The organism is Niabella beijingensis, from assembly GCF_020034665.1.
GTDB classification, from domain to species: domain Bacteria; phylum Bacteroidota; class Bacteroidia; order Chitinophagales; family Chitinophagaceae; genus Niabella; species Niabella beijingensis.
The window spans coordinates 1,657,653-1,678,965 of record NZ_JAIQDI010000001.1 but is presented as its reverse complement, the minus strand read 5'-3'; the positions used below and the strand labels follow the sequence as shown (position 1 = coordinate 1,678,965).

At 46.2% G+C, this 21,313-nt stretch carries 18 protein-coding genes and 1 other RNA gene; 13 read left to right on the top strand and 6 right to left on the bottom strand.

The features are described from left to right. Positions 1–80 precede the first annotated feature (80 nt). The 5 genes from K7B07_RS07040 (at position 81) to K7B07_RS07020 (ending at position 4,043) form a co-directional block, all read left to right on the top strand. Positions 81–908, top strand: a complete 828-nt coding sequence (locus K7B07_RS07040) for a hypothetical protein (protein ID WP_223708526.1) — start codon at positions 81–83, stop codon at positions 906–908. 389 nt (positions 909–1,297) lie between these two features. Further along, positions 1,298–1,753, top strand: coding sequence for a 30S ribosomal protein S16 (gene rpsP / locus K7B07_RS27955; RefSeq protein WP_338041173.1), 456 nt, complete (start codon positions 1,298–1,300; stop codon positions 1,751–1,753). 65 nt (positions 1,754–1,818) lie between these two features. Beyond that, positions 1,819–2,340: a ribosome maturation factor RimM gene (locus K7B07_RS07030; protein ID WP_223708524.1), complete on the top strand. Its 522-nt coding sequence runs from the start codon at positions 1,819–1,821 to the stop codon at positions 2,338–2,340. Positions 2,341–2,365: 25 nt separating this feature from the next. Further along, entirely contained in the window at positions 2,366–3,448 is a 1,083-nt protein-coding gene (locus K7B07_RS07025; protein WP_223708522.1) for a hypothetical protein, read from the top strand. Beyond that, complete coding sequence (locus K7B07_RS07020; protein WP_223708521.1) at positions 3,366–4,043, top strand: hypothetical protein; 678 nt, start codon at positions 3,366–3,368, stop codon at positions 4,041–4,043. The genes K7B07_RS07025 and K7B07_RS07020 overlap by 83 nt, the downstream gene beginning before the upstream one ends. A gap of 13 nt (positions 4,044–4,056) precedes the next feature. Here the strand turns inward: K7B07_RS07020 and K7B07_RS07015 are convergent, their stop codons facing one another. After that, positions 4,057–5,796, bottom strand: a complete 1,740-nt coding sequence (locus tag K7B07_RS07015; protein ID WP_223708519.1) for an SGNH/GDSL hydrolase family protein — start codon at positions 5,794–5,796, stop codon at positions 4,057–4,059. A gap of 139 nt (positions 5,797–5,935) precedes the next feature. Here K7B07_RS07015 and K7B07_RS07010 point away from each other — a divergent pair, with 139 nt between their 5' ends. Then, complete coding sequence (locus K7B07_RS07010; RefSeq protein WP_223708517.1) at positions 5,936–6,403, top strand: DinB family protein; 468 nt, start codon at positions 5,936–5,938, stop codon at positions 6,401–6,403. Here the strand turns inward: K7B07_RS07010 and K7B07_RS07005 are convergent. Then, positions 6,400–6,735, bottom strand: a complete 336-nt coding sequence (locus tag K7B07_RS07005) for a hypothetical protein (protein WP_223708516.1) — start codon at positions 6,733–6,735, stop codon at positions 6,400–6,402. The genes K7B07_RS07010 and K7B07_RS07005 overlap by 4 nt on opposite strands. A 283-nt stretch (positions 6,736–7,018) precedes the next feature. Between K7B07_RS07005 and dinB the strand changes: the two genes are divergently transcribed. The 4 genes from dinB to K7B07_RS06985 all read left to right on the top strand — a co-directional run bounded on the left by dinB (position 7,019) and on the right by K7B07_RS06985 (position 10,483). After that, on the top strand, positions 7,019–8,191 hold the full coding sequence (gene dinB / locus K7B07_RS07000; RefSeq protein WP_223708514.1) for a DNA polymerase IV: 1,173 nt from the start codon (positions 7,019–7,021) through the stop codon (positions 8,189–8,191). A 52-nt stretch (positions 8,192–8,243) separates the two neighbouring features. After that, positions 8,244–8,343: signal recognition particle sRNA small type (gene ffs, locus K7B07_RS06995), an RNA gene on the top strand. 226 nt (positions 8,344–8,569) lie between these two features. Beyond that, positions 8,570–9,223, top strand: a complete 654-nt coding sequence (fsa, locus tag K7B07_RS06990; RefSeq protein WP_223708512.1) for a fructose-6-phosphate aldolase — start codon at positions 8,570–8,572, stop codon at positions 9,221–9,223. Positions 9,224–9,247: 24 nt separating this feature from the next. Then, the gene (locus K7B07_RS06985) at positions 9,248–10,483 is read left to right on the top strand and encodes an ABC transporter permease (RefSeq protein WP_223708510.1); all 1,236 of its coding nucleotides are present in this window, start codon (positions 9,248–9,250) and stop codon (positions 10,481–10,483) included. 70 nt (positions 10,484–10,553) lie between these two features. Here K7B07_RS06985 and K7B07_RS06980 read toward each other — a convergent pair whose 3' ends face one another. After that, complete coding sequence (locus tag K7B07_RS06980; RefSeq protein ID WP_223708508.1) at positions 10,554–11,291, bottom strand: TrmH family RNA methyltransferase; 738 nt, start codon at positions 11,289–11,291, stop codon at positions 10,554–10,556. A 117-nt stretch (positions 11,292–11,408) separates the two neighbouring features. Here K7B07_RS06980 and K7B07_RS06975 point away from each other — a divergent pair, with 117 nt between their 5' ends. Next, complete coding sequence (locus K7B07_RS06975; RefSeq protein WP_223708507.1) at positions 11,409–13,676, top strand: BamA/TamA family outer membrane protein; 2,268 nt, start codon at positions 11,409–11,411, stop codon at positions 13,674–13,676. 80 nt (positions 13,677–13,756) lie between these two features. On the opposite strand, the gene truB is transcribed toward K7B07_RS06975, so the two are convergent. Together truB and K7B07_RS06965 are read right to left on the bottom strand one after the other, a co-directional pair. Further along, positions 13,757–14,446, bottom strand: a complete 690-nt coding sequence (gene truB / locus K7B07_RS06970; RefSeq protein ID WP_223708506.1) for a tRNA pseudouridine(55) synthase TruB — start codon at positions 14,444–14,446, stop codon at positions 13,757–13,759. A gap of 73 nt (positions 14,447–14,519) precedes the next feature. Then, positions 14,520–15,299 carry an NIPSNAP family protein gene (locus tag K7B07_RS06965; protein WP_223708505.1) on the bottom strand — a complete coding sequence of 260 codons (780 nt, stop codon included), beginning with the start codon at positions 15,297–15,299 and terminating at the stop codon, positions 14,520–14,522. A gap of 86 nt (positions 15,300–15,385) precedes the next feature. Between K7B07_RS06965 and mnmE the strand changes: the two genes are divergently transcribed. Continuing rightward, positions 15,386–16,774, top strand: a complete 1,389-nt coding sequence (gene mnmE, locus K7B07_RS06960; RefSeq protein ID WP_223708504.1) for a tRNA uridine-5-carboxymethylaminomethyl(34) synthesis GTPase MnmE — start codon at positions 15,386–15,388, stop codon at positions 16,772–16,774. Between the two features lie 916 nt (positions 16,775–17,690). On the opposite strand, the gene K7B07_RS06955 is transcribed toward mnmE, so the two are convergent. Then, complete coding sequence (locus K7B07_RS06955; RefSeq protein WP_223708503.1) at positions 17,691–19,223, bottom strand: M20/M25/M40 family metallo-hydrolase; 1,533 nt, start codon at positions 19,221–19,223, stop codon at positions 17,691–17,693. 922 nt (positions 19,224–20,145) lie between these two features. On the opposite strand from K7B07_RS06955, the gene K7B07_RS06950 reads away from it, so the two are divergent. Continuing rightward, complete coding sequence (locus K7B07_RS06950) at positions 20,146–21,306, top strand: AraC family transcriptional regulator (RefSeq protein WP_223708502.1); 1,161 nt, start codon at positions 20,146–20,148, stop codon at positions 21,304–21,306. The last annotated feature ends 7 nt before the right edge of the window (positions 21,307–21,313 follow it).

Here is a 21,313-nt window from a genome sequence, read left to right as displayed (position 1 = left end):
TGCTATTGTTACTACTATTGGGAGGGATGTATCCCATGATTTTTAGCTGCAGGGATCTAAATAATAAAACACACGAAAAAATGGGAAATCACAAATTGTATGGAATCGAATTTAATATTCCAGTGCCCTCAGAGATTTTGGTGAATGATGTACCGGTAAGCAAAAATTTTGTTTCCGGAATTGTGGGTCCTGAGTTTATTAACCAGTACATACTGGACTCCGGCCGGCAAAGAGTTAAGATAAAATTACTACACCCTTTTTTAAAAAATGGGGGAATGTTTACAGGGGAGCAATTGAAAAAATTAACGGAGAAAGTTCAGGTTCAATTGATCGATATCAATGAGGGTTATAAAGTGACTCCAATAGCTCCTTTACATTTTCCAGAGGTAAAGGAAAAGGTGCCGTCTTTCGAATATGAATGGAACTTTGATGCCGGAGTTGCGTATAAAATCGATGGCTGGAAAAATTCTGTAGACCTTAAAAAAATGAATGAGGACCTATTAAAGCAAGAGGTATTCACTACATTTCAGCGGCTGCATACTGAATTGGATAGAGGAAATGTAGATGCTTTTTTTGGTGAAATAAAAAAAGCCAACCAAGAGCTGTTTATTTCGAATTACTATTCTGATGAAAAAATAACAGAATATAATTCAAATTGCAAAAAATTTTATTCCAATCATGCAGGCCAGATGCTGCCGATTGAAAAGTATAGAATGGTTTTTTATGCAGATGGGAAAGCTGTTTCTCTCGAGCGGGTGGATGAGGACTATGCCGGGTTAGGAGTTCTTATTGCAAAGGGCAAGGAGGAGAATGCATACTATACAAATTATATTTTACTGCATAAACCAACAACTGATGCTCCTTTGCAAGTTTTACGGATTAATTCTGAGTATATAAAAATGCAGTAGCAGAAGATGATAACCTCCCGACTCAAATCTAAAAAAGCGCAGGCATTGCCCGGCCTGAGAAAGGACGCTCTTCAGGACATCATTGATGCCGGTTCCGTTTCAATTGCTTATTTATCAGGGCGATACATGTTAAAAGCTGCTTACTGATTTGCTTGGGACAAACGAAAATAGTATAATGGGAAGTGATGGTATAATCGTTAAGCTGGCCGATCTTTTGCATATTTTTAATAAAACCGGATTCTATAATAACAAAATCTTAAAATCAGCTCTTTTTTTTAAAACCTGTTAAAATATGAAGGTTTTTATTCTGAAATGAATTACTTTTGGTGCCCCATATGAGGTGTATGGGATAAATTTTATTGTTTAAAAGCCTTAAATTTCTATTTAAAATGGCAGCTAAGATTAGATTGCAAAGACATGGGTCAAAGAAAAGACCTTTCTACTTTATCGTAGTGGCAGACGCCAGAAGTCCTCGTGATGGTAAATTCATTCAAAAATTAGGTACGTACAACCCCCTGACCATCCCGGCCACAATTGAGCTGGACCGTCAGAAGGCATTGGAATGGCTGAATAAAGGAGCTACTCCTACAGATACCGTTCGTCGTATCCTGAGCTTTAAAGGTGTATTGTACCTGAAACACCTGTTACGTGGTGTGAAACTGGGACTGTTTGATGAAGCTGCTGCGATGCAGAAATTCACCGCCTGGAGTGCAGAGCATGATGAACAAATCAAAAAACGTACTGCAAAAGCGATTGAGGAAAGAAAAGCTAAACGCAGAGTGGCCAGCGCCGCCCCGCGTAGATCCGCTGCTCCCGAGGCAAACGCTGAAGGCAACGGCGAATAATAGTAGAAAAATTATTCTTGAAGTAAAAGCGGCCTGGCGCCGCTTTTTTAGCACCATACCTGAAGATGAAACAGGAAGAGTACATCAGCATCGGAAAAATAGCAGGTGTTTACGGGCTCAGGGGGGAAATCGTGTTGCAGCACGCCCTTGGAGATACGACATTTGAAGCGCTCCGGAAAATATTCACGAGGGATACAGCAGGAAATTTTTTCCCCTGGTTTGTGGAAAGCGTCCGGGTGAAGAATGAAACAGAGGCATATCTGAAGCTGGAAGAGGTCAACACCCCGGAGCAGGCCCGCCCCATGGTACGCAAAGAAGCCTGGTTCAGCGCAGAAGATTTTAAACGGTATGCCAGTAAAACGGCGCCCATCAGCCTCCTGGGCTATACGGTAAAGGATGGGAAACAGGTACTTGGTGTTATCCAGGAAGTAATAGAACAACCCCACCAGGTGTTGTGCCGCCTCACTGTCCGCGGCAGGGAAGTGTGGATTCCGCTGCATGAAGAAAGTCTGAAAAAAGTAGACCACCGGTATAAAAATATTACCGTACAACTGCCGGATGGGTTGCTGGATATTTACCTGGGCTAGGATCACTCAATCAAAATAACAATATATGAAAACGACCTGCTGGATAACGCTTTGCGCCCTGCTGTTGATGTCCTGTAAAAACCAACTGTCTGAAGAACAAAAAGTTTTCCTGGACTTTGCCCGGCTGGAAGACCGGTACTCCGGTACGCAGTTCTATAACAATCTGTACCTGAGCGACTACACCGTACCGGGAACCACATTTGATGATAAGCAGTTTTCTATAACAATCTGTACTGAAAAACTAAAACAACAGTTGAAGTTTATTAATGATCCTGAAGAAGGCTCCATCAGCTTTGGAGGGCTGGATGAAGTCAGTATACAGGAAATACTTCCCTATCCTTCAATGTTTTTCCTGAACCGCCAGGGCGATAGGGTGCAGGTTACAGGAAAAGTACTGGTTCCGGAATCGGTTCATACTTTTTCTTTTGACAGCACGGAAACCGGTAAAACCATCCATAAGGACAGTATGAAGATCACCCTGCTGGATATGTCCAACAATGTAGCCACCCTGCTGGTAGCGGATGAAACAGAGCGAAGGGATTATAACTATACCTACGATATGTTCGATCGCAGCGCCCGGGAGTTTAACGGGAAAAAGGCAGATTCGTTAAACCCCGGCTATTATAATCTTTTTTCCAACGATTACAATGTATCCGCCCAGAGTTTCCTGAACCGGAGACTGGTGGACAGCACGGTTTATTTTGACAACTCCCGGTTGCAGCTCAAAGGGGTAAATAAGAACGGGGCTGCTTTATTTATGTCGTGCAGACAGGAAGATTTCAGGCATTATCTGTGGTACCGGAACCATGATATGCCTTACCCTGATATGGTCAGCGATTATGCCATAGTCCGGTCGGCTTTCCGGGAACCCGGTAAAAACCCGGATCATTTTTTCAGTCCCCTGTACATCATGACCATTGCTGTTGCCGGAAAGCTGCAAAAGGTGGAAGGAGTTATCCGGTCTTCAAAAGGGAAAACAGAAGAAATGGTATTGGGGCAATTTCCTGTTTTGTCTGCCGATCAAAATGATGGATTTAAACCGGTCCGGAAAAATACCGGAGGTCAACGCGCAGAACGTATCGGATTTCATTCGTGCGGGTTCCTTTGAAGTGCACAACAGGGATCTTTCAAAAAATATATGCCTTTATGTGTCGGTACCGGTTACTGAAAACATACTGGAACAGAATCTTTTTTCGGTTGGCCGGAAATCTGTTTTTTATCCGTATATCCGTGAAGTCCTGGGGATCACAGCAAAAGGAGATACGATTGAAATAAAGAATACGGAGAATGTACAGTACCTGCTGCCGGCGGACCTGTCGTTGCTTCCCGCTGATCATATAGCGGCGGTGACCATCCCAAAACCGGGGGTAGCGATCAATGCTTATATCTGTATAACCGACTTTTCACTGCTGCCCATGCAAACTTCAGCCTATAATAGTTCAAATCTTCCGCAGGGTTTTAATATCAGTAGCGACCGGAAGCAGGTACTGGTTCCCAATGATATGTATCCGGCTAAAATAAACCTGTATAACGGGAATACCCCACTACTGGATATCCGCATTAAAGAACAGGCCGACAGCTCCGGAACCTCCCTGGTTTACAGAACACAGGCTCCCGTAGACAAGATCGAAGTGCTCCGTTTTAAGGACGAGCGGGTGAATTTGCCGGTCAATGTGCGTATAACGCCTCAAAAACAAAAATGAACAGTTATACCGGTCAATGGCCCGGCGCTATTTCCGGGGCCAGCCTGGAATACCCGTCCTCATTGGGATGCAGCCCATCAGTAAACAGCGATTCATCTATTTTACCGGAGGGCAGCAGCAGGTGTTTTCCCGGGTCTGCAAATTGCAGCCGGCGGCTTCCGGCTACCTGCTGCAACCGTTTGTTTAAAGAAACGATGCGTGTTTCGGTATTTCTTCTCGGAAGGATACCCACCAGTTTGATATGCGCCTGTGGTTGCCGTTGACGGATCTGTTGCAATAAAAAATCGATGCCTTTCACTATTTCATCATCCGTACAATTGCCGATATTGTTGGTGCCGATCATCAGCACGATATTCTTTGCGGAAAAACCGTCAAGTTCACCATGATAGATGCGCCACAGCACATTTTCAATACGGTCCCATCCAAAGCCCATATTGCGGAAACCGGCCAGATACCGGTTCCAGCTTTTTTCGCCCCGCGCGATATGCGCTTTTGGCTCGCCGGCCCAGTAATGGGTAATGGAATTGCCAATGATCACATTTACGGGCGGCTGCTGGACGTTCAGCTGCAACTCCTGTTCATGTCTTTTTTTCCATTCGTAACCACCCGCTTCCCTTCGCTGGCTTATGGGGTGTTCCGTAACCAGGCTGCCTGCCGGCATTTTTAAAACGGCCCGTAGTTGCCGTTCATAAGCATCTGCGTACGCCTGCATGCCAAGATCATTAGGATGTACATAATCCACTGTGCCATCTTCCGGGAACCGGATCGAATCCCTGGTCAGATAGTAAAGATCCTGTACACCCTGTTGCTTTAATGCGTTATAGGCTTTCCATTGTGTGGCATTTAACCGCTGCCAGATGACCGCTCTTGTGGAATCGGTCTGATCATTAAAGTATCCGATATGGTCGGTGAGAAGGATGGGGGCCTTGTGCTGTTTACGGATTGTTGTCACTCCGTAAATGATCCGGTTGTATACTTCTTCCTGGGAAAGCGCTCCCATATTGGGAAGACAGTCAAATACATAAGCGGCTGCATCCTGTTCGTTGATGAGATCTACCACTGCCTTTTCAAACGGGCCATTCCCTGAAAACGCAAGGTTGACAACCGGGTAATCGAGTTTGCGCGATAAGATATTGGTCCAGCCCATTGCAGGCCGCGAAGCACATCCGCCCTGGGCGATGGAAGTACCATAAACAATAACCGGTTTTTCCTTCAGTACGGGAATGAATTCAAAATAAGCATCTTCCGGAACCCCTATTTCCAGCCAGTTTACACTGTTGTAGAGCGGCAGGTACAGCCGGTATTCAAATCCTTTTTTATGATAGCGGCTGGGAAAAAGATTTTTATACTGATAAACGATGGTGTCTGAAAAGGAGTAAATACCCCAGGCCCGTTTCCACCGCCCCTCCTCATCAATAGCGTACAGGTCCACCCCCGATACACCTGTGGCGGGCATATGATTCATGGCAAAAGGCCCCTTAACATTGTAACGGACGGTGATCTCGGGTGCGCTGGAATAAAAATGAATGCTGAGGCCGGCGGCATTTTTGGAAAGATTCCATACCACTTTGCGGACCTCTTTTTCTGCTCTTTCGGGCAGGCGGGTAAAAGTATGGCCGATTTCGGTGCTCCATCCCTGGTTCTGGATCACGGGTGCTTCGGATTGAAGCGGGTTGTACCAGCGGGTTTGGGCAGTTACGGCGGAAATAAAAAAGATCAGTAAAAAGGCAGTGGTAAGTTGTAATCGTTTCATGCTGCAAATGGATTGTACCGGGGAATTAACAGTTGGATCGTTTTTTTATCCGGTGATAAAGATAAAGGCAGCCGGTGAAACTAAAAAGTTTGAGTACCTTGTAACAGGATGTTTCAATACCAAATACAAAATAAGCACCATGAAAAAAACGGAATTGATCGCGCAGCACCTGATGGATGTACACAACGGTGAAAACTGGACCAGCGTAACCATTACCGATGTGATCGGTGATGTGAGCTGGAATGAAGCATATACACCGGTACCGTTTTCACCCAATACCATTGCGTCTTTGTTAAACCATATCAGTTACTGGAACCAGGTAGTGGCAGAGCGGGGGCTGGGGATAAAACCGGTGATAGCGGACCACAACGGCTTTGATATCCCGGAAGCGGCTCCGGAACATTGGGAAGCGATTAAAACAGAATTATTCCGGTCGGCTGCCGCACTGGCGGAAGTGATCCGCCGTTTTGACGAAGAAAAACTGGATGCTCCCATATTGCCGGAACATAGCAGTGCTTACAAAAACTTTCAGGGGCAGGTGGAGCATGCCCATTATCACCTGGGACAGATCCTGCTGCTAAAGAAATACCTTCGGTGGGCAGGCTAAAGATCCCTGCAGGTGGCCAGGATCCTGGTGTCCTGCACCTCGCTCCAGCTGGCGACCCGGATCGTATCGCCTTTACAGGTCAGACCGTATTCAGGCGGGGTAACATCGCAGGCGACACAGCTGATGCTGGTATAATAAAGAACAGTACCCTGGTATACGCCTTTCCCAAGGTAGTGTTTGAATTCAGGACTGCAGCTGGACAGTGCCTTCCATTCTTCCTTTTTTTTAGCGATCCAGTAATCATCGCAGCTTTTGCCGGAGGTTCCGTTCTTATGACAGGCAAAGAAAGCAGTTACAGTAAAAAGCATTAATGAGATTTTCAGCATTTTCATTTAATGATTATTTATATGGTTGGACAATAACAACAGCGTTTTATATTTTTATTACAGTCATCCGGTTTTATCCCTCTTTCCGCTTCCGGATCAGCCACGGTTTCCGGGAAATGCCGGTGTTGTCTCCGGCGGGGTCATAAGATACAATAGTCTGGGTTTTTATAATTCTATACGGCTGTTCATATGACCAGATTTATTATATGTAACGCGAAGAGGAGCGGTAACGCAACAGGGAATCCAATAAAATTCATAGGTATTGGGATCGGGGTTCTAACTTTGACAGGTGAGTGATCCGAAGCCTTATATTGTTCATTTTGACCTGGATTCCTTTTTTGTAGCAGTGGAGATCCTCCTGGACCCCTCCTTAAAGGGCAAGCCGGTAATTGTAGGTGGTTCAGCAAAGCGGGGCGTTGTATCTACCTGCAGCTATGAGGCCCGTAAATACGGCGTGCATTCTGCCATGCCCATGCAGACGGCGATGCGGCTCTGTCCCCATGCTGTTGTGCTGCGGGGGCACTACGAGGAGTATGGAAAATATTCGGCTTTGGTCACGGATATCATCGCGTCCAAAGTACCCCTGTACCAGAAAGCTTCGATCGATGAATTCTATTGTGATCTTACCGGGATGGACCGTTTCTTTGGCGTAAGCCAGTATACCCGCCAGCTCCGGGAATACATCATTAAAGAGACCCGTCTTCCCATCTCCTGCGGGTTATCATCGGCAAAATTCATCAGCAAAATGGCCACCAATGAAGCCAAACCCAATGGGTTTTTAGAGATCCCTCATGGAAAGGAAAAAGATTTCCTGTGGCCCCTGGGTATCGAAAAAATCAATGGTGTGGGAAAACAGACGGAGCAGCGGCTGCGTAAAATGGGGTTGCATACGATCCGCGATATTGCCCTTACTCCAAAGGACCTGCTGATCAGTCAGCTGGGTAAATGGGGCGAAGACCTCTGGAGAAAATCACAGGGTATCGGTAGCGGGGAAATAGAGCAGCACTGGGAGCAGAAAAGCATGAGCCATGAGACAACGTTTCATGACAATCAACTGGACACGGATTTCTTACACAGAAAACTGGTGGCCCTCACAGAGCGCAATGCCTACGATCTGCGGCAGGACAATAAACTGACGGGCTGCATCACCGTAAAGATCCGTTACAGCGATTTTGAAACCACCAGCAGGCAGGAGGCCATACCCTACACGGCACTGGACGATGAACTGATCAAAAAAGCAAAAATGATCTTTGATAAATTTTACCAGCAGGGACGCCCGGTACGGTTGATCGGTGTGCGTTTCAGCCAGCTGGCAGACGACGGGATGCAGATGGATCTGTTCAACCGTCAGCATGAGAAACTGAACCTGTATAAGGCTGTTGATGCCATCAAAAACCGTTTTGGAAAAACAGCGGTTTCAAAAGCGGTGACCAGCGGCCCGAAAAACGAAAGTAAAAAATGATTTTCCTGGAGGGTTTCTTTTCCTTTTAGCTGCTTTACCCTATATTTGCCGCCGGCAGGTCTCATACGGCCAGCTCCTACTGAACCTCCCCAGGGTCGGAAGACAGCAAGGATAGGTGGTTGTAGCGGCGCGATGTGAGTAGCCTGCCCTTTTTTATTGCCTCAACTGATGGTTTGTCAATGAGATAACGAATGCCTTTCCCGACACCGAACAATTTTTTCTTCCTCTTGTTCCTAAAAAATAGGAAATTTACAATTACCGGTACGTCAAAAAATGCAGTGTGCACAAAATTTCTGCATGCAAAACTTAACATAGTTTTGAAAAATGCGATGCCGCCGGTGTGGCACAATGATGAATTAATAACTAAAAATAAAAAGCATGAAATTTTTTATTGATACCGCGAATTTAGACCAGATCAAAGAAGCTAATGAACTGGGGATCCTTGACGGAGTTACCACCAACCCCTCCCTGATGGCGAAGGAAGGGATCAAGGGGCAGGATGCGATCGTCAAGCATTATAAGGATATCTGTGAGATGGTGGATGGGGATATCAGCGCAGAAGTGGTAAGCACCGAGTTTAAGGATATTATTGAAGAAGGAAAAAAACTGGCCGCCATCCATCCGAACATAGTGGTGAAAGTGCCGATGATCAAGGACGGTGTAAAAGCGATCAAATGGTTTACGGATAATGGCATAAAGACCAATTGTACGCTTGTATTCAACGCAGGACAGGCTATTTTATGTGCAAAGGCAGGCGCAAAATATGTGTCCCCGTTTGTAGGCAGGATCGATGACAGCGGCTGGGATGGTGTACAGCTGGTAGAGCAGATCGTGCACATCTACAATATACAGGGCTTTAAAACGCAGGTGCTGGCGGCCTCCATGCGCAGCGCCAACCATATTATCCGTTGCGCTGAAGTGGGTGCACATGTGGTTACCAGTCCGCTGGATGCCATTCTCGGATTGCTGAAGCACCCGCTTACGGACAGCGGATTAGCGAAATTTTTAGATGATGCAAAGAAGCTTCAATAAATTCGCGGAAAATAACATTCGCAATTGAACACAGCTTCCTTTATTGCCCACCGGATCGCCTTTAATAAACAGCGTTCTTTTTCACGGTTTATAATCAGATTGTCGGTTATAGCCACGGCGATCAGTGTGGCGGTAATGATCATTACGCTGGCTTTTGCCAATGGTTTTCAGCAGAAGGTAAGCGAAAAAGTATTCAGTTTTTGGGGGCATATCCGTATCCAGGAGATGGCCCCTTATCAATATGTCGTATCGGAAGAAATACCCATTACGGCCAGTCCGGCACTGGTGGCGCAGATAAAAAAGAATCCGCAGGTGACCACCGTACAGCCTTTTGCCACCCGTTATGCAATTGTAAAAACAAAAGATGACCTGGAAGGAGTACTGGTAAAGGGAGTGGACAGTACGTATAATTTCAAAAATCTGCAATCCTTTATCCGGCGCGGCCGTCCACCCGTATTTAAAGATTCCACCTATAGCCGGGAGATCATGATCTCGGAGTATACTGCCACACAAATGAAGCTGGATACGGGCAGCAGGGTGCTGATCTATTTTATACGTCCTGATAATTCCCTGCGTCCGGACCGCCTTACAGTAACCGGGATCTATAAAACCGGGATCGAAGAGTATGATAAGACCTTTGCCATCGGGGATATCCGACTGATCCGCCGGCTGAACGACTGGGAGCCGGATCAGATCGGGGGATATGAGATCTTTTTGAAAGACTATAAACAGATCGGGGCCGTATCCGATGAGCTGACCCGTTTACCGCAAATGCCGGAGGAATGGGATGCCCAGGACATCAAAAATTTCGCACCCAATATTTTTGACTGGCTCAATATGCAGGATGTAACACGGAACCTGCTGATCGCTATTATGATCGTTGTAGCGGTCATCAACCTGATCACCTGCCTGATCATCCTGGTGCTGGAACGTATGCGGATGATCGGGGTGCTGAAAGCTGTTGGTGCCACAGACTGGACCGTACAGAAGATCTTTCTGCGCCACAGCCTGCTGATCACGCTTTCCGGCATTGCCGCGGGGGCAGCTGGTGCGTTGGGATTGCTGTATGTGCAGGTAAGGACCGGCTTTATAAAACTGGATGAAAGTGCCTATTACCTCAGCCAGGCGGCAGTAAAGATCTCGTCCTGGGAAGTGCTTGCCATTTGTGCCGGAACCTTCCTGGTATGCCTGCTGGTACTGCTGATCCCCACCTATATTGTAAAAAAAGTACAGGTGGTAAAGGCGATTCATTTCAGGTAGGATACTGTCAGCAGTCAGCCATCAGCGGTCTGAGAGCTCAATTCTCGAACCTCAATTCTCAATTCAGCAATCACAGCTTCAGATGCGATAATAAGATACCCGTAGCCACGGCGGCGTTCAACGATTCGGCGCCCCCGATCCGTTCTATGGTTATTTTTTCGGTGATACAGGCCGTTACTTCTTTGCGGATGCCTTTGGATTCATTACCGATCACCAGAACGCCGCTGGTTGCCGGGGCGCTTTTGCCCAAAGGTGTACCATCGAGCACAGCACCATACACAGGTACCTCGTTCTGGTCTTGCAGCCAGGCGGAAAGACCGGCATAGATCACCGGTATCCGGAACAGACTGCCCATGGTGGCCTGAACTACCTTGCTGTTATAAACATCGGCGCAATCCAGACTGCAAACGATACCCGGCACACCAAACCAATCAGCAATACGCACAATAGTACCCAGGTTGCCAGGGTCCTGGATCCCGTCCAGGGCCAGTACCAGGCTGGTCCGGCAGTCCGGAGCGCTGTTATGCGGCGGCTTTTCGATAAGAGCGACCACTTCATTAGGGGTTTTCAGCTGGGAGATCTTCTCCAGTTCGAAGGCCGCTACTGCAGTTATATCGGTTTGAGGATGTAATACTGCGTGGATCTGTATCCATTGTTCCAGCGCCCAGACCTTTTTAACAGTCACACCGGGTGTTTTCAGGGCTTCATCCACTATTTTTGGCCCTTCGGCCAGGTAACAGTTTTCTGTATCCCTGAATTTTTTTTGGAACAAACTTTGAATATATTTGATTTCAGATTTACTGAGCATGATCTATCAATTAAAAAATTAAACCATACGGTCCTGGTAAAAACATTCAAAAATACATTTCTTCCTTTAGCAGCCGGCCTTACGTTGTTATTTTTATCCTCCTGCAACATCTTTACAGTGGTAAAAAAACATCCAAAGGATGCTCCGTTTGTTTTTGAAACCCGGATAAAAGTAGGCGATGCGGTGACGAAAGATGAAAAAGCCCGGCTGGAGGCAGGACTTTATGAGCAGCTGGACGATAGCATCCAGTCGCGTAAAGTGGATAAGGTATTGTGGGCGGTAATAAAAAGCCCTCCGCGGCTGGATACCGCACAGATCAGCCAGTCGATACAGAACATGCACTACTACCTGAATGCAGAGGGGTATTTCCGGGACTCGATCAGTTATTCAACAGCGGTAAAAAAAGTAGATGACCAGCAGCGCGCCACCATTCAGTTTTATGTGTGGCCAAGACAGGTAACAAGGATCGACTCGCTGACCTATGTATTGCCGGGCGACAGCCTGCAGAAAGTGACCGACGCATCGCTTCAGAACGCGCTTATAAAAAAAGGGAACCCGTTCGCGCAGGGGCCGATCTCTTCGGAAATGGACCGGCTGGTGGAGCTGTACCGGAACAACGGGTATCTCCGGTTCTCTCGGGGATTGCTGTTCGGCCTCTGGGACACGCTTGATGTATCGTTGCTGGAACCCACACTGGACCCGCTGGAACAGGTAGCGCAGCTGGAGCGGCTTAAAAACAGGCGACTTAATCCTACGGCCAACCTGGAGATCCGGACACGACCGATTGAAGACAGTGCTGCCATCCGGAAATATTATGTGGGGAATTTTACCGTGTATCCCAACAGCAACGATACCACAGGCGCCGGCCGGAAGGAAGCGGTGCTGGGCAATGTTACGGTCATCCAGAATAAATATGCATTCAAGCCGAAGATATTCCCGCCGAATATTTATCTCAAAAAAGGTGATCCCTATGATCAGCGCCGCTATATCCGGACACTGAACCGCTTTAATAATATCGGTTCGTGGCGCATGGTGGACATTGCCCAGCTGCCCCGTGACAACCAGGATACGGTGGATTTTGCCATCCGGATGCTGCCCGCAAAAAAATATAATTTTACCACCAATGTGGAAGGCAGTTTCAGCCAGAGCGTTCTTTCCGGCAACTTCGTAGGACTGGGTTTCAGCCTGGGGCTGCAGAACAGGAACTTTGCGCGGGCGGCCAACCTGATGAGCACCAATGTGAACTACCTGGTAGAACTGGGCCGGTTTACAGGAGGAGATATTATACAAACGCAGCAGTTCAGCGCTACCAATACCATTTCCTATCCCCGGTTCATTTTCCCCGGTTTGCAGGGTTTTAAGGATAATTTCAGAGGAAACTTCCGGTCGCTGTTTATCGTGAGCGGTGCCAGTACCGAGCGTCGTTACCTGTTCAATCTTACTTCCTTCAGCAGTTCCTGGGGGTACGAATTTGGCTGGCGCGGAAGGGATTATATCCGTAATAACCGCACGTTTAACCTGTCGATCAAAATACCCAATATTGAATACTCGTACCTGATACGCAGGGACAGTCTGGATAAAATGATCGCCCAGAACCCTTCTATCAAGAACCTGTTTTCGGACGGGCTGATCACCTCTACCATTGCCAAGTTTATTATGCCCTGGGGCGATGTGAATGGCCGGAATACCAATGTGCTGCGGGCTAATTTTGAAGAATCGGGTCTGTTGACGGGGCTGATCCGGAATAGTTTTATGGATCAGCATTTATACCGGTTTGCCAAACTGGATGTGGAGTATGCCAAATTGTATAAATGGACAAAGACCTCACTGGTGCTGCGCGGGTTTGCAGGGGCAGGCTATGAGCTGGAATCCACGGCCAATCCGGATAAGCGTACACAGCTGCCCTTCTTTAAACAATATTACAGCGGCGGACCCAACAGTATGCGGGCCTGGCAGTTGCGAAGGCTTGGGCCTGGCTCCACTATAAAAAGCTTCCAGGGGTCCTACAGCTTCCCTGATCGCTTTGGTGATATGCAGCTGGAGGCGAATATTGAATACCGGATGCCCCTGTTTAAAATGGGAGGGATACCTGTGAACGGTGCTGTATTTACAGATGTGGGAAATGTATGGCTGCTCAAAAAAGAGGCGGGCCTGGAGGACGAGATATTCAAGCTGGGCCGGCTGGGTACTGATCTTGCCGTTGGCTCCGGGGCGGGCGTTCGGGTCGATCTTGGTTTTTTTGTGATCCGCCTGGATTATGCATATAAGGTAAAGGACCCGAGCCCCTCGCCTGATAATGTTTCCTACAGAAATAAATTGTTTGCCTATCCGTTCATCAAGGGAAGCCAGCTGCAGATCGGTATCGGCTATCCGTTTATTTTTTAGCGGTCAGCTTTCAGATTTGAGAATCGAGAATTGGGAGTGGTTATCATAACGGATCTGCGCTGTTTCAGGCCTGCAAAACGTTAAACCTCTTTTATTCCCGCAGTAAATTCTTCGATCGTCAGCGCATCGTTCACTGAAAAATCACCGATACGGGTGCGGCGCAGGCTGCTGAGGTAGGCCCCGCATCCGAGTGCCTGTCCGAAGTCGTGTGCGAGGCTCCGGATATAGGTGCCGGTGGAGCAGACCACTTTAAAGGAGATCTCCGGCAGATGTGTGGCATCTATTTCAAAGCTGGAAATGGTTACGGGGCGCGGGTCCAGCTTTACATCGATCCCTTTGCGGGCCAGTTCATATACCCGTTTTCCGTCTTTTTTGATCGCCGAGTGTGCCGGGGGGATCTGCAGGATGTCGCCCACAAATTTTTTTGTGGCAGTTTCCATATCAAAGATGGTAAGGTGATCGAAGGATTTGAAATCCGTTGGCTCGCTTTCCAGGTCGTAGGTAGGTGTAACGGCCCCGATGGTAAAACTGCCCGTATATTCTTTTTCCTTGGCCATATAGGCATTGATCTGTTTGGTGAACTTGCCGGTGCAGATGATGAGAAGGCCGCTGGCCAGGGGATCCAGCGTACCTGCATGTCCTACCTTTTTAATACGGATCAGGTTCCGCACTTTCCGGACGGCATCAAAGGAGGTCCATTCGAGCGGTTTGTCGATCAGCAGTACAGCGCCTTCTGCAAAATCAGTATTTTTTAAATCTTCTTTTTTCATCTGCCGCGAAAATAAGTATCCGGAGCAAGAAAACGCCATTTCATTTTAACAGGGATTCCATCGCAAACGAGGATCAGAGATCGGAATAAGAAGCGGTCTTCAAAAAGGTGACGTCTATATGAGAAACATTTTCTTTGTATTCATCCTGTGTGTTCAGTTGTTTCCATGCAGCATCAGCTCCAAAGTTTTTCCAGTTCTGGCTACGGGCGTCCATATTGGCATGTGTTGTAAGGTACATCAGGTTGGGCATACGCTTTCCTGCCAGAACCGCTCCGTAAAAAACAGCATTGAAACCAAGCCGTTTAAAGATACCGATCTCACCGCCCTCGTTAAACATTTTTACTTTGCTGCGGAACCGCTTTTCCGAGCTGCTTTCATAACTGCGTAATTCATAGACCCGCTGGTCTTTCGGGCCATTCAGCCGGGGTTGTTGCAGTACCGGTGCCCCCGAAAACGATTTTAAAAAGATGGTTTCGATACGGTCATAGATCCCGGCCTTGTTAGCGCTGTTGTAATAATCTGTTGCCGCCTTCAGATAAACCGGATCCTTTTGCAGGCGGTCTGGAAGCGCTGTCCATTGCCGGAGTTCGCGGAACGGGGTGAGGACATAGATCTTTTTCTCCGCGGCTGTGTCATTCGTAAGGGCCCTGAAAACTCCGACCCGTTGCAGCTGCAGCCGGTGCAATGCCGGCACAAGTGCCTGTTGCAGGTATTGATCCAGTTGGGCTTCCTGCTGTTGGCTGGTATAGTAAAAGACCTGTAGCTGAAAATATTCTCTTATCGATCCGGCTTGCGCTGCGGACCGGTTGACGATCATCAGCAGTAAAAGGGAAAGGGCAAATACACGTTTCATGGAATGCTGTTGTAAAACGTAAAGTTAACGGATACCGGTTGTTTTTCACCTTCTTTCATCTGCGACTGAATGCGTACTTTTGAAAAATGAAGGTGCTTTCTGGTTTTGATGATACTATTGCTGCTATTGCCACTCCTCCCGGAATTGGCGCGATCGGCGTTATCCGGCTGAGCGGCAGGGCAGCCATTCCGGTGGCGGATGCGATATTTAAAGGAAAAAAGCTGGAAAAGCAGCCCTCACATACGGTTCACTTCGGACATATTATTGCTCCGGAGGATGGCACGCTGATCGATGAAGTGGTAGTGACCCTCTTCCGGTCGCCCAGGAGCTATACGGGTGAAGATGTGGTGGAGATCAGCGGACATGGGTCCCCCTATATATTACAAAAGATACTGGAAGCCGCTGTTTCAGCCGGTGCACGGCTGGCAACCGCGGGAGAATATACGCAGCGTGCCTTTCTCAACGGAAAGCTGGACCTGGCGCAGGCGGAAGCGGTAGCGGACCTGATCGCTGCGGATAGCCGGGCGCAGCAGCAGGCAGCATTGCAACAGCTGCGTGGCGGATTCTCGGGAGATCTGGCAAAACTACGGGAGCAGTTGATCAACTTTGCCGCATTGATCGAGCTGGAGCTGGATTTCAGTGATGAGGATGTCGAATTTGCCGACCGGGCACAGTTCAGCGCATTGATCACCGATCTTAAATCCCAGGTTTCAACGCTCCTGGATTCTTTCCGTCTTGGCAATGTGATCAAGAACGGGGTCCGTGTGGCGATCATCGGGAAGCCCAATTCCGGGAAAAGCACCCTGCTCAATGCCTTGTTGAATGAAGAGCGCGCCATCGTAAGCGATATTGCGGGAACTACAAGAGATACGATAGAAGAAACCCTGAACATAAAGGGTGTCCTGTTCCGGCTCATTGATACGGCAGGGATCCGGGAGCATACTACCGATCAGATCGAAAGTATCGGTATGGAGCGCAGCAAACAGAACGCGGAAAAAGCAACGATTCTATTGCACCTGGTGGATGTAACCGATCCGGATACATCGGAGATCGGCTGGCTGAAACCTTTTGCAGAAAAAACGATCCTTGTAAAAAATAAGATAGACCGCGAAGACAGCCATCAGCTGTCAGCTGGCAGCGATCGGATTTCAAATCCCCAACCTCCAATCCTTATCAGCGCAAAAAATAATCTCGGTATTGAAGTGCTCAGGAACCGGATGTATGAAAAAGCGGTAGGGGAGGTCATTCAACCCGAAAATAGTATCGTTACCAATGCCCGGCATTATGATGCGCTTTCAAAAATGATGGAAAGTCTGAACAGCATCGAAGCGGGTATGGACCGGCAGCTGACCGGTGACCTGCTTTCCATCGATATCCGCCGCACCTTGCATTACCTGGGTGAGATCACCGGGCAGGTGGAAGTGGACCGTGATATCCTGGGAACGATCTTCGGGAAGTTTTGTATCGGGAAATAAACATAAGAAACATCATATCTAAAGCCAACCAATTTCTACCCGGTACAATTACATAGAGCGGCAATGGAAGAAGCTAAGCAGTATTTCAATACAGATCAGAGTATCTGTAAAATCTATCGCCTGTTCTGCAAAGTGCTATGTAAGGAAATTACTAAACATACATATCAAGAATGATATATGCGAGTACTTACATACTTGACCATTTATGTTGATGTTTAACCAGAAGAGGGATTGGTGTGTGCCAATGAATCGGTTATTAGATGGTCTTGAATGTAAACAAATAACTATTTTCAAGCGCTTGTTATTGATCCGGATTGGTGGAGTGTTTAATAAAGAAAGGAAAAAATAGTAAAATGAATATAAAAAAACTGACTTTGCCGGCTGCTTACGACTGCTATTACTTGTTTGTAATGGGCGCAAACGTAGCTCCAGGAATAGAAAAATTAAATTTTTGTCGATTGGCGCCCAACCTATATCCGCTCCCATTGGTACGACAACACTTCTAAAAAATTGAGGTTTAAATTGAAGGCAGAACTACCTGGGGAATTTTTAGGGCAAACTGTAGAACAGGCACTGAAAAGTGGCAACACAACAATACTTAAACTATTAACTGACGGAATATTTGTAAAATAATGGAAAAAGATAGCACTATAATAAATTAATTAGTAGAGTGAAGTTGACAATTAACTTCAACCTACTAAAGATTGTTGATTTCTGGGAAGCTGATCTTTGTGCGATAGGATTAAAAAAACCAACTAGTGTATATTTCAACATTTAACTATACTGAAGATGGCTTAAAAAGATATGATGTTGATTTGGAAATAACCCGCGACAAATCAAAAAACGAATCAGCAAAATTCAATTTTAACTTTCACGCTTTAGGAAACAGGGCCTGAACCTGGCAGAAATTCTGAGTTTACTTGTCATAGTGCTGCATTATATATTTAAAATAAAACAGCATCTTCTCGTAATTTTCGATGCTGATATATTCATTGGTACTATGAATACTCTGCTGCTCCGCACTATTGATTTTAAAGGGGATGAAGCGGTAGATGTTTTTGCTGACAATCTGGTATTTATATGCATCCGTTCCGCCTACCGTAAGATAGGGGGTCGTCAAAACCCCGGGGAAGACCGTCTTGATTCCGGCTTCTACCACCTGATAGGCCCTGGTATTCGTCGATGATACAGCGGAAGCTGCTCTTGTATTGTCTATCTCTTCCACCTCCACGTCGAAACCTTTTGTGGCATTTGCAATGTGCGCTTTTACCTCTTCAACCGAATTGCCGGGAAGCAGCCTGAAATTGACCACAAACGACACTTCCGGTGACAGCACATTGGTCCCGTCACTACCCTTCATCATTGTCAAAGCGGTGGTGGTACGCACCAACGCATTTGTAGAGTTGTTCTTGGTCAGCTGGGATAGCAGTACTTTTTTCAAAAGCCATTTATTGGCAACAGCCAGACGGGTTGAAAAGGACATGGCCCCTCCCACATTATCAAAAAACTCCTGTATAAGCGGGGTAATGACCGGTTTCATCTGATGATCTTCCAATCGCCGCATAATGATTGCAGCTTTGCCAATGGCACTTTCCAGAGGCGGCACAGAGGAATGCCCGCCGAGGCCCTTTACTTTTATCCGCGCAGACAAAAAACCTTTCTCTGCACAACCAATCAATGCAAGATCCGCATCGATTCCGCCGATACTTCCCTTTTCTAATATGACTCCGCCTTCATCGTAGACTGCATCAAATTCCAGCCCTTTTTGTTTAAAATTCGCTGCAATTTCCTGTGCTCCTTTTCTTCCTCCTACCTCCTCATCAAACCCAAACGCCAGATAGATATCACGTTGAGGAATATAGCCTTCTTTCATCAGGCGGGTCATGGATTCCATTAAGGAAAAAAGCATGCCCTTCATATCCAAAGCGCCTCTTCCATAAATCCTTCCATTAGCAACGGCTCCGGAAAAAGGAGGGTAATCCCACTCCTTGGCTATCATTGTTACAGCGGAGGCTGCTTTATCCAGGGGTTTAAAGATAGCGGAGTCTTTATTTTTAACGGAAGCAGCTCCCGGAGGAACCACATCCATATGCGATAAAAATAAGATGGGCTTTAGAGCAGCGTTGTGGCCTTTCCATCGGAAAACCAACCCATAGCCATTCACTTCATAGTTTTCCGTGTTTTGATAAACCAAAGGATAATTATTTCTCAGGTATATTTTAAATGCATCAAAGGGGGTATAATCAAAATCACCTAATTCGCCGGTAGAGATCGTTGGAACCTTTAAACCGCCGGAGAACCGGTAAACGGCAGAATCGTCTTTTGGAATATTGATGGCTTCAGTTTTACTTGCCGGTGCTTTTTTAAAGGGGTAGGTGATTGTTTTAACCAGAATAAAACCGATCAAAATGACCAGGATGATCAAAGACCATAAAAGGATTTTTCTCATAATTTTCATAGTTGAGGAGTTTTATTGATTTTTAATAGTGCAATCCTGATTATAAAAGATTGTTTTTGATCATCATTATCAATACTGAACCAGAACCTGTGCTTGTCCGGAGTTGGTTACTGATACAGGGGAGCGTTTACGGCCAATGTTAACGCACCGGAATGCCGGCAACCATATTGTACATCAACCGAAGATTTATCCGAAATACCAGAAAGAAAAAGGCTTTCTAATGAGTTCTGGATTATCTTTTTCCCAAACCGGGGACAAAGAAGTAAAAGGCGATTTTTTTTTCTAAACGAAACAATCACTGAACCGGAGCCGGTCAGCCCGATAAAATACCAGAAAAAATTGCAGCAACTTTTGTGCATTACAGAAATAAGAGGACTGGTTATTAATGCGGTTTACCAAATTTACGTTTTAAATATCAATAAAAAATCAAAGAATATGAAACGAATAAAAAATGAAAGGATTGTGTCGGTTGTTTGAGGTTTCAAACCCTATTGATGACTGGATACGCAACGAATAATTTCAATGATTAAGATAGGATCCGGTTGCTTTTTTGGGCATGAACCATCAAAGGGAGAATGGTTCATAGCAGAAGTTCAGACCTGTGATATCAGGTATTGCAGGTAAAACGTACTGCCGCAGGTTAAAGAAGTTATTTTCTGGTGAATCATTTTCAGCCGGCTTTAGCGCTGCATTTTCATGGCATTTTTGGCGTTCTGAATTGATTATCGGAAAGCGGTGTTTATAAAATAAATAAGGTTATTAATACTAATGAAACTGATTTGCCCTGCCCATTCATAAGTCGGGGGTCTGCATCAGTCAGCCATTATACTTTTCTTTGTTTCTGTGAAGATTATACGCTAAAAAATATAATTTTATGAATGGTATTCGGGAAATTATTTTAAACTAAACTATTTTGATACGGATTTTACTATTGATCGATCATTCGAGTAAATTCAGTAGGAGGGTGCTCAGGGGCCTGATAAAGTACTCAAAAGATTACGGACCATGGTTGTTCTATCGCCTGCCTCCTTATTATAAAACTTTATATGGAGAAAAAGGGGTTCTGAAATCGGTCAGGGAATGGAAAGCAGATGCGGTAATTGCACAGGCAGACAGTGATGACGTCAATTATCTTAAAGGCCTCGGTATTCCGGTAATTGTTCAGAACTATAAAGAGCGAAGCGACTATTTTTCGAATTTGACGGGCGATTATCGGGGTACAGGAGTGATGGCTGCCCGGTTTTTTATACAACGGCGCTACCGGGATTTTGCTTTTTACGGAAATAAAAATGTGGTTTGGTCAATAGAAAGAGCCGAAGGATTCAGAAGTGAAATTGAAAAACAGGGTGGCAGGTATTTCCATTTCGAAACAGAGAATCTTAACGAAGAGCAATGGGGCGGCGGGTATGAACGGTTGAACCAATGGCTCATGAGCCTTCCCAGGCCGGTTGCCTTGTTTGCATGTGATGATTATTTTGCACTGCAGGTATCGGACATTTGCAAGCTTAATAATATTTCGATCCCTGGTGATATAGCCCTGCTTGGTGTCGATAATGATGACTTGATCTGTAATCTTTCTGATCCACCGCTCTCTTCCATTGTACTGGATGTGGAAAAGGGCGGATATGAGGTAGGAAGACTGCTGCATCAGCTGGTTTTAGACAAACGGACGATGCCCCATAATGTTATTGTAAACCCCGTGCGTATAGAGCTGAGGCAGTCTACAGAAAGATACAATGTTGCTAATGAATATATAAGAGAACTGGTACAATATATAGAGTCTGCTTATACCACTGCACTTTCCATTGAAGCGCTAACCCGTATGGTGCCTTTATCCAGAAGAAACCTGGAAACCAAGTTTAAAAATGAAATGGGCGTCTCTGTTTATCAGTTTATTTTAAAATGCCGCATAGAACATCTTGCAAACCTCTTGCTTACCCATCCGGAACTGTCTTTATTGGATCTTGCTATACGATCCGGTTTTAGTGATTCCCGCAACCTGTCTCGTATCTTTAAAAAATTTATGAACTGCACGCCCACGGAGTACCTGAAGAAATTTGCAGAGAAAAAGTAAATTTTGC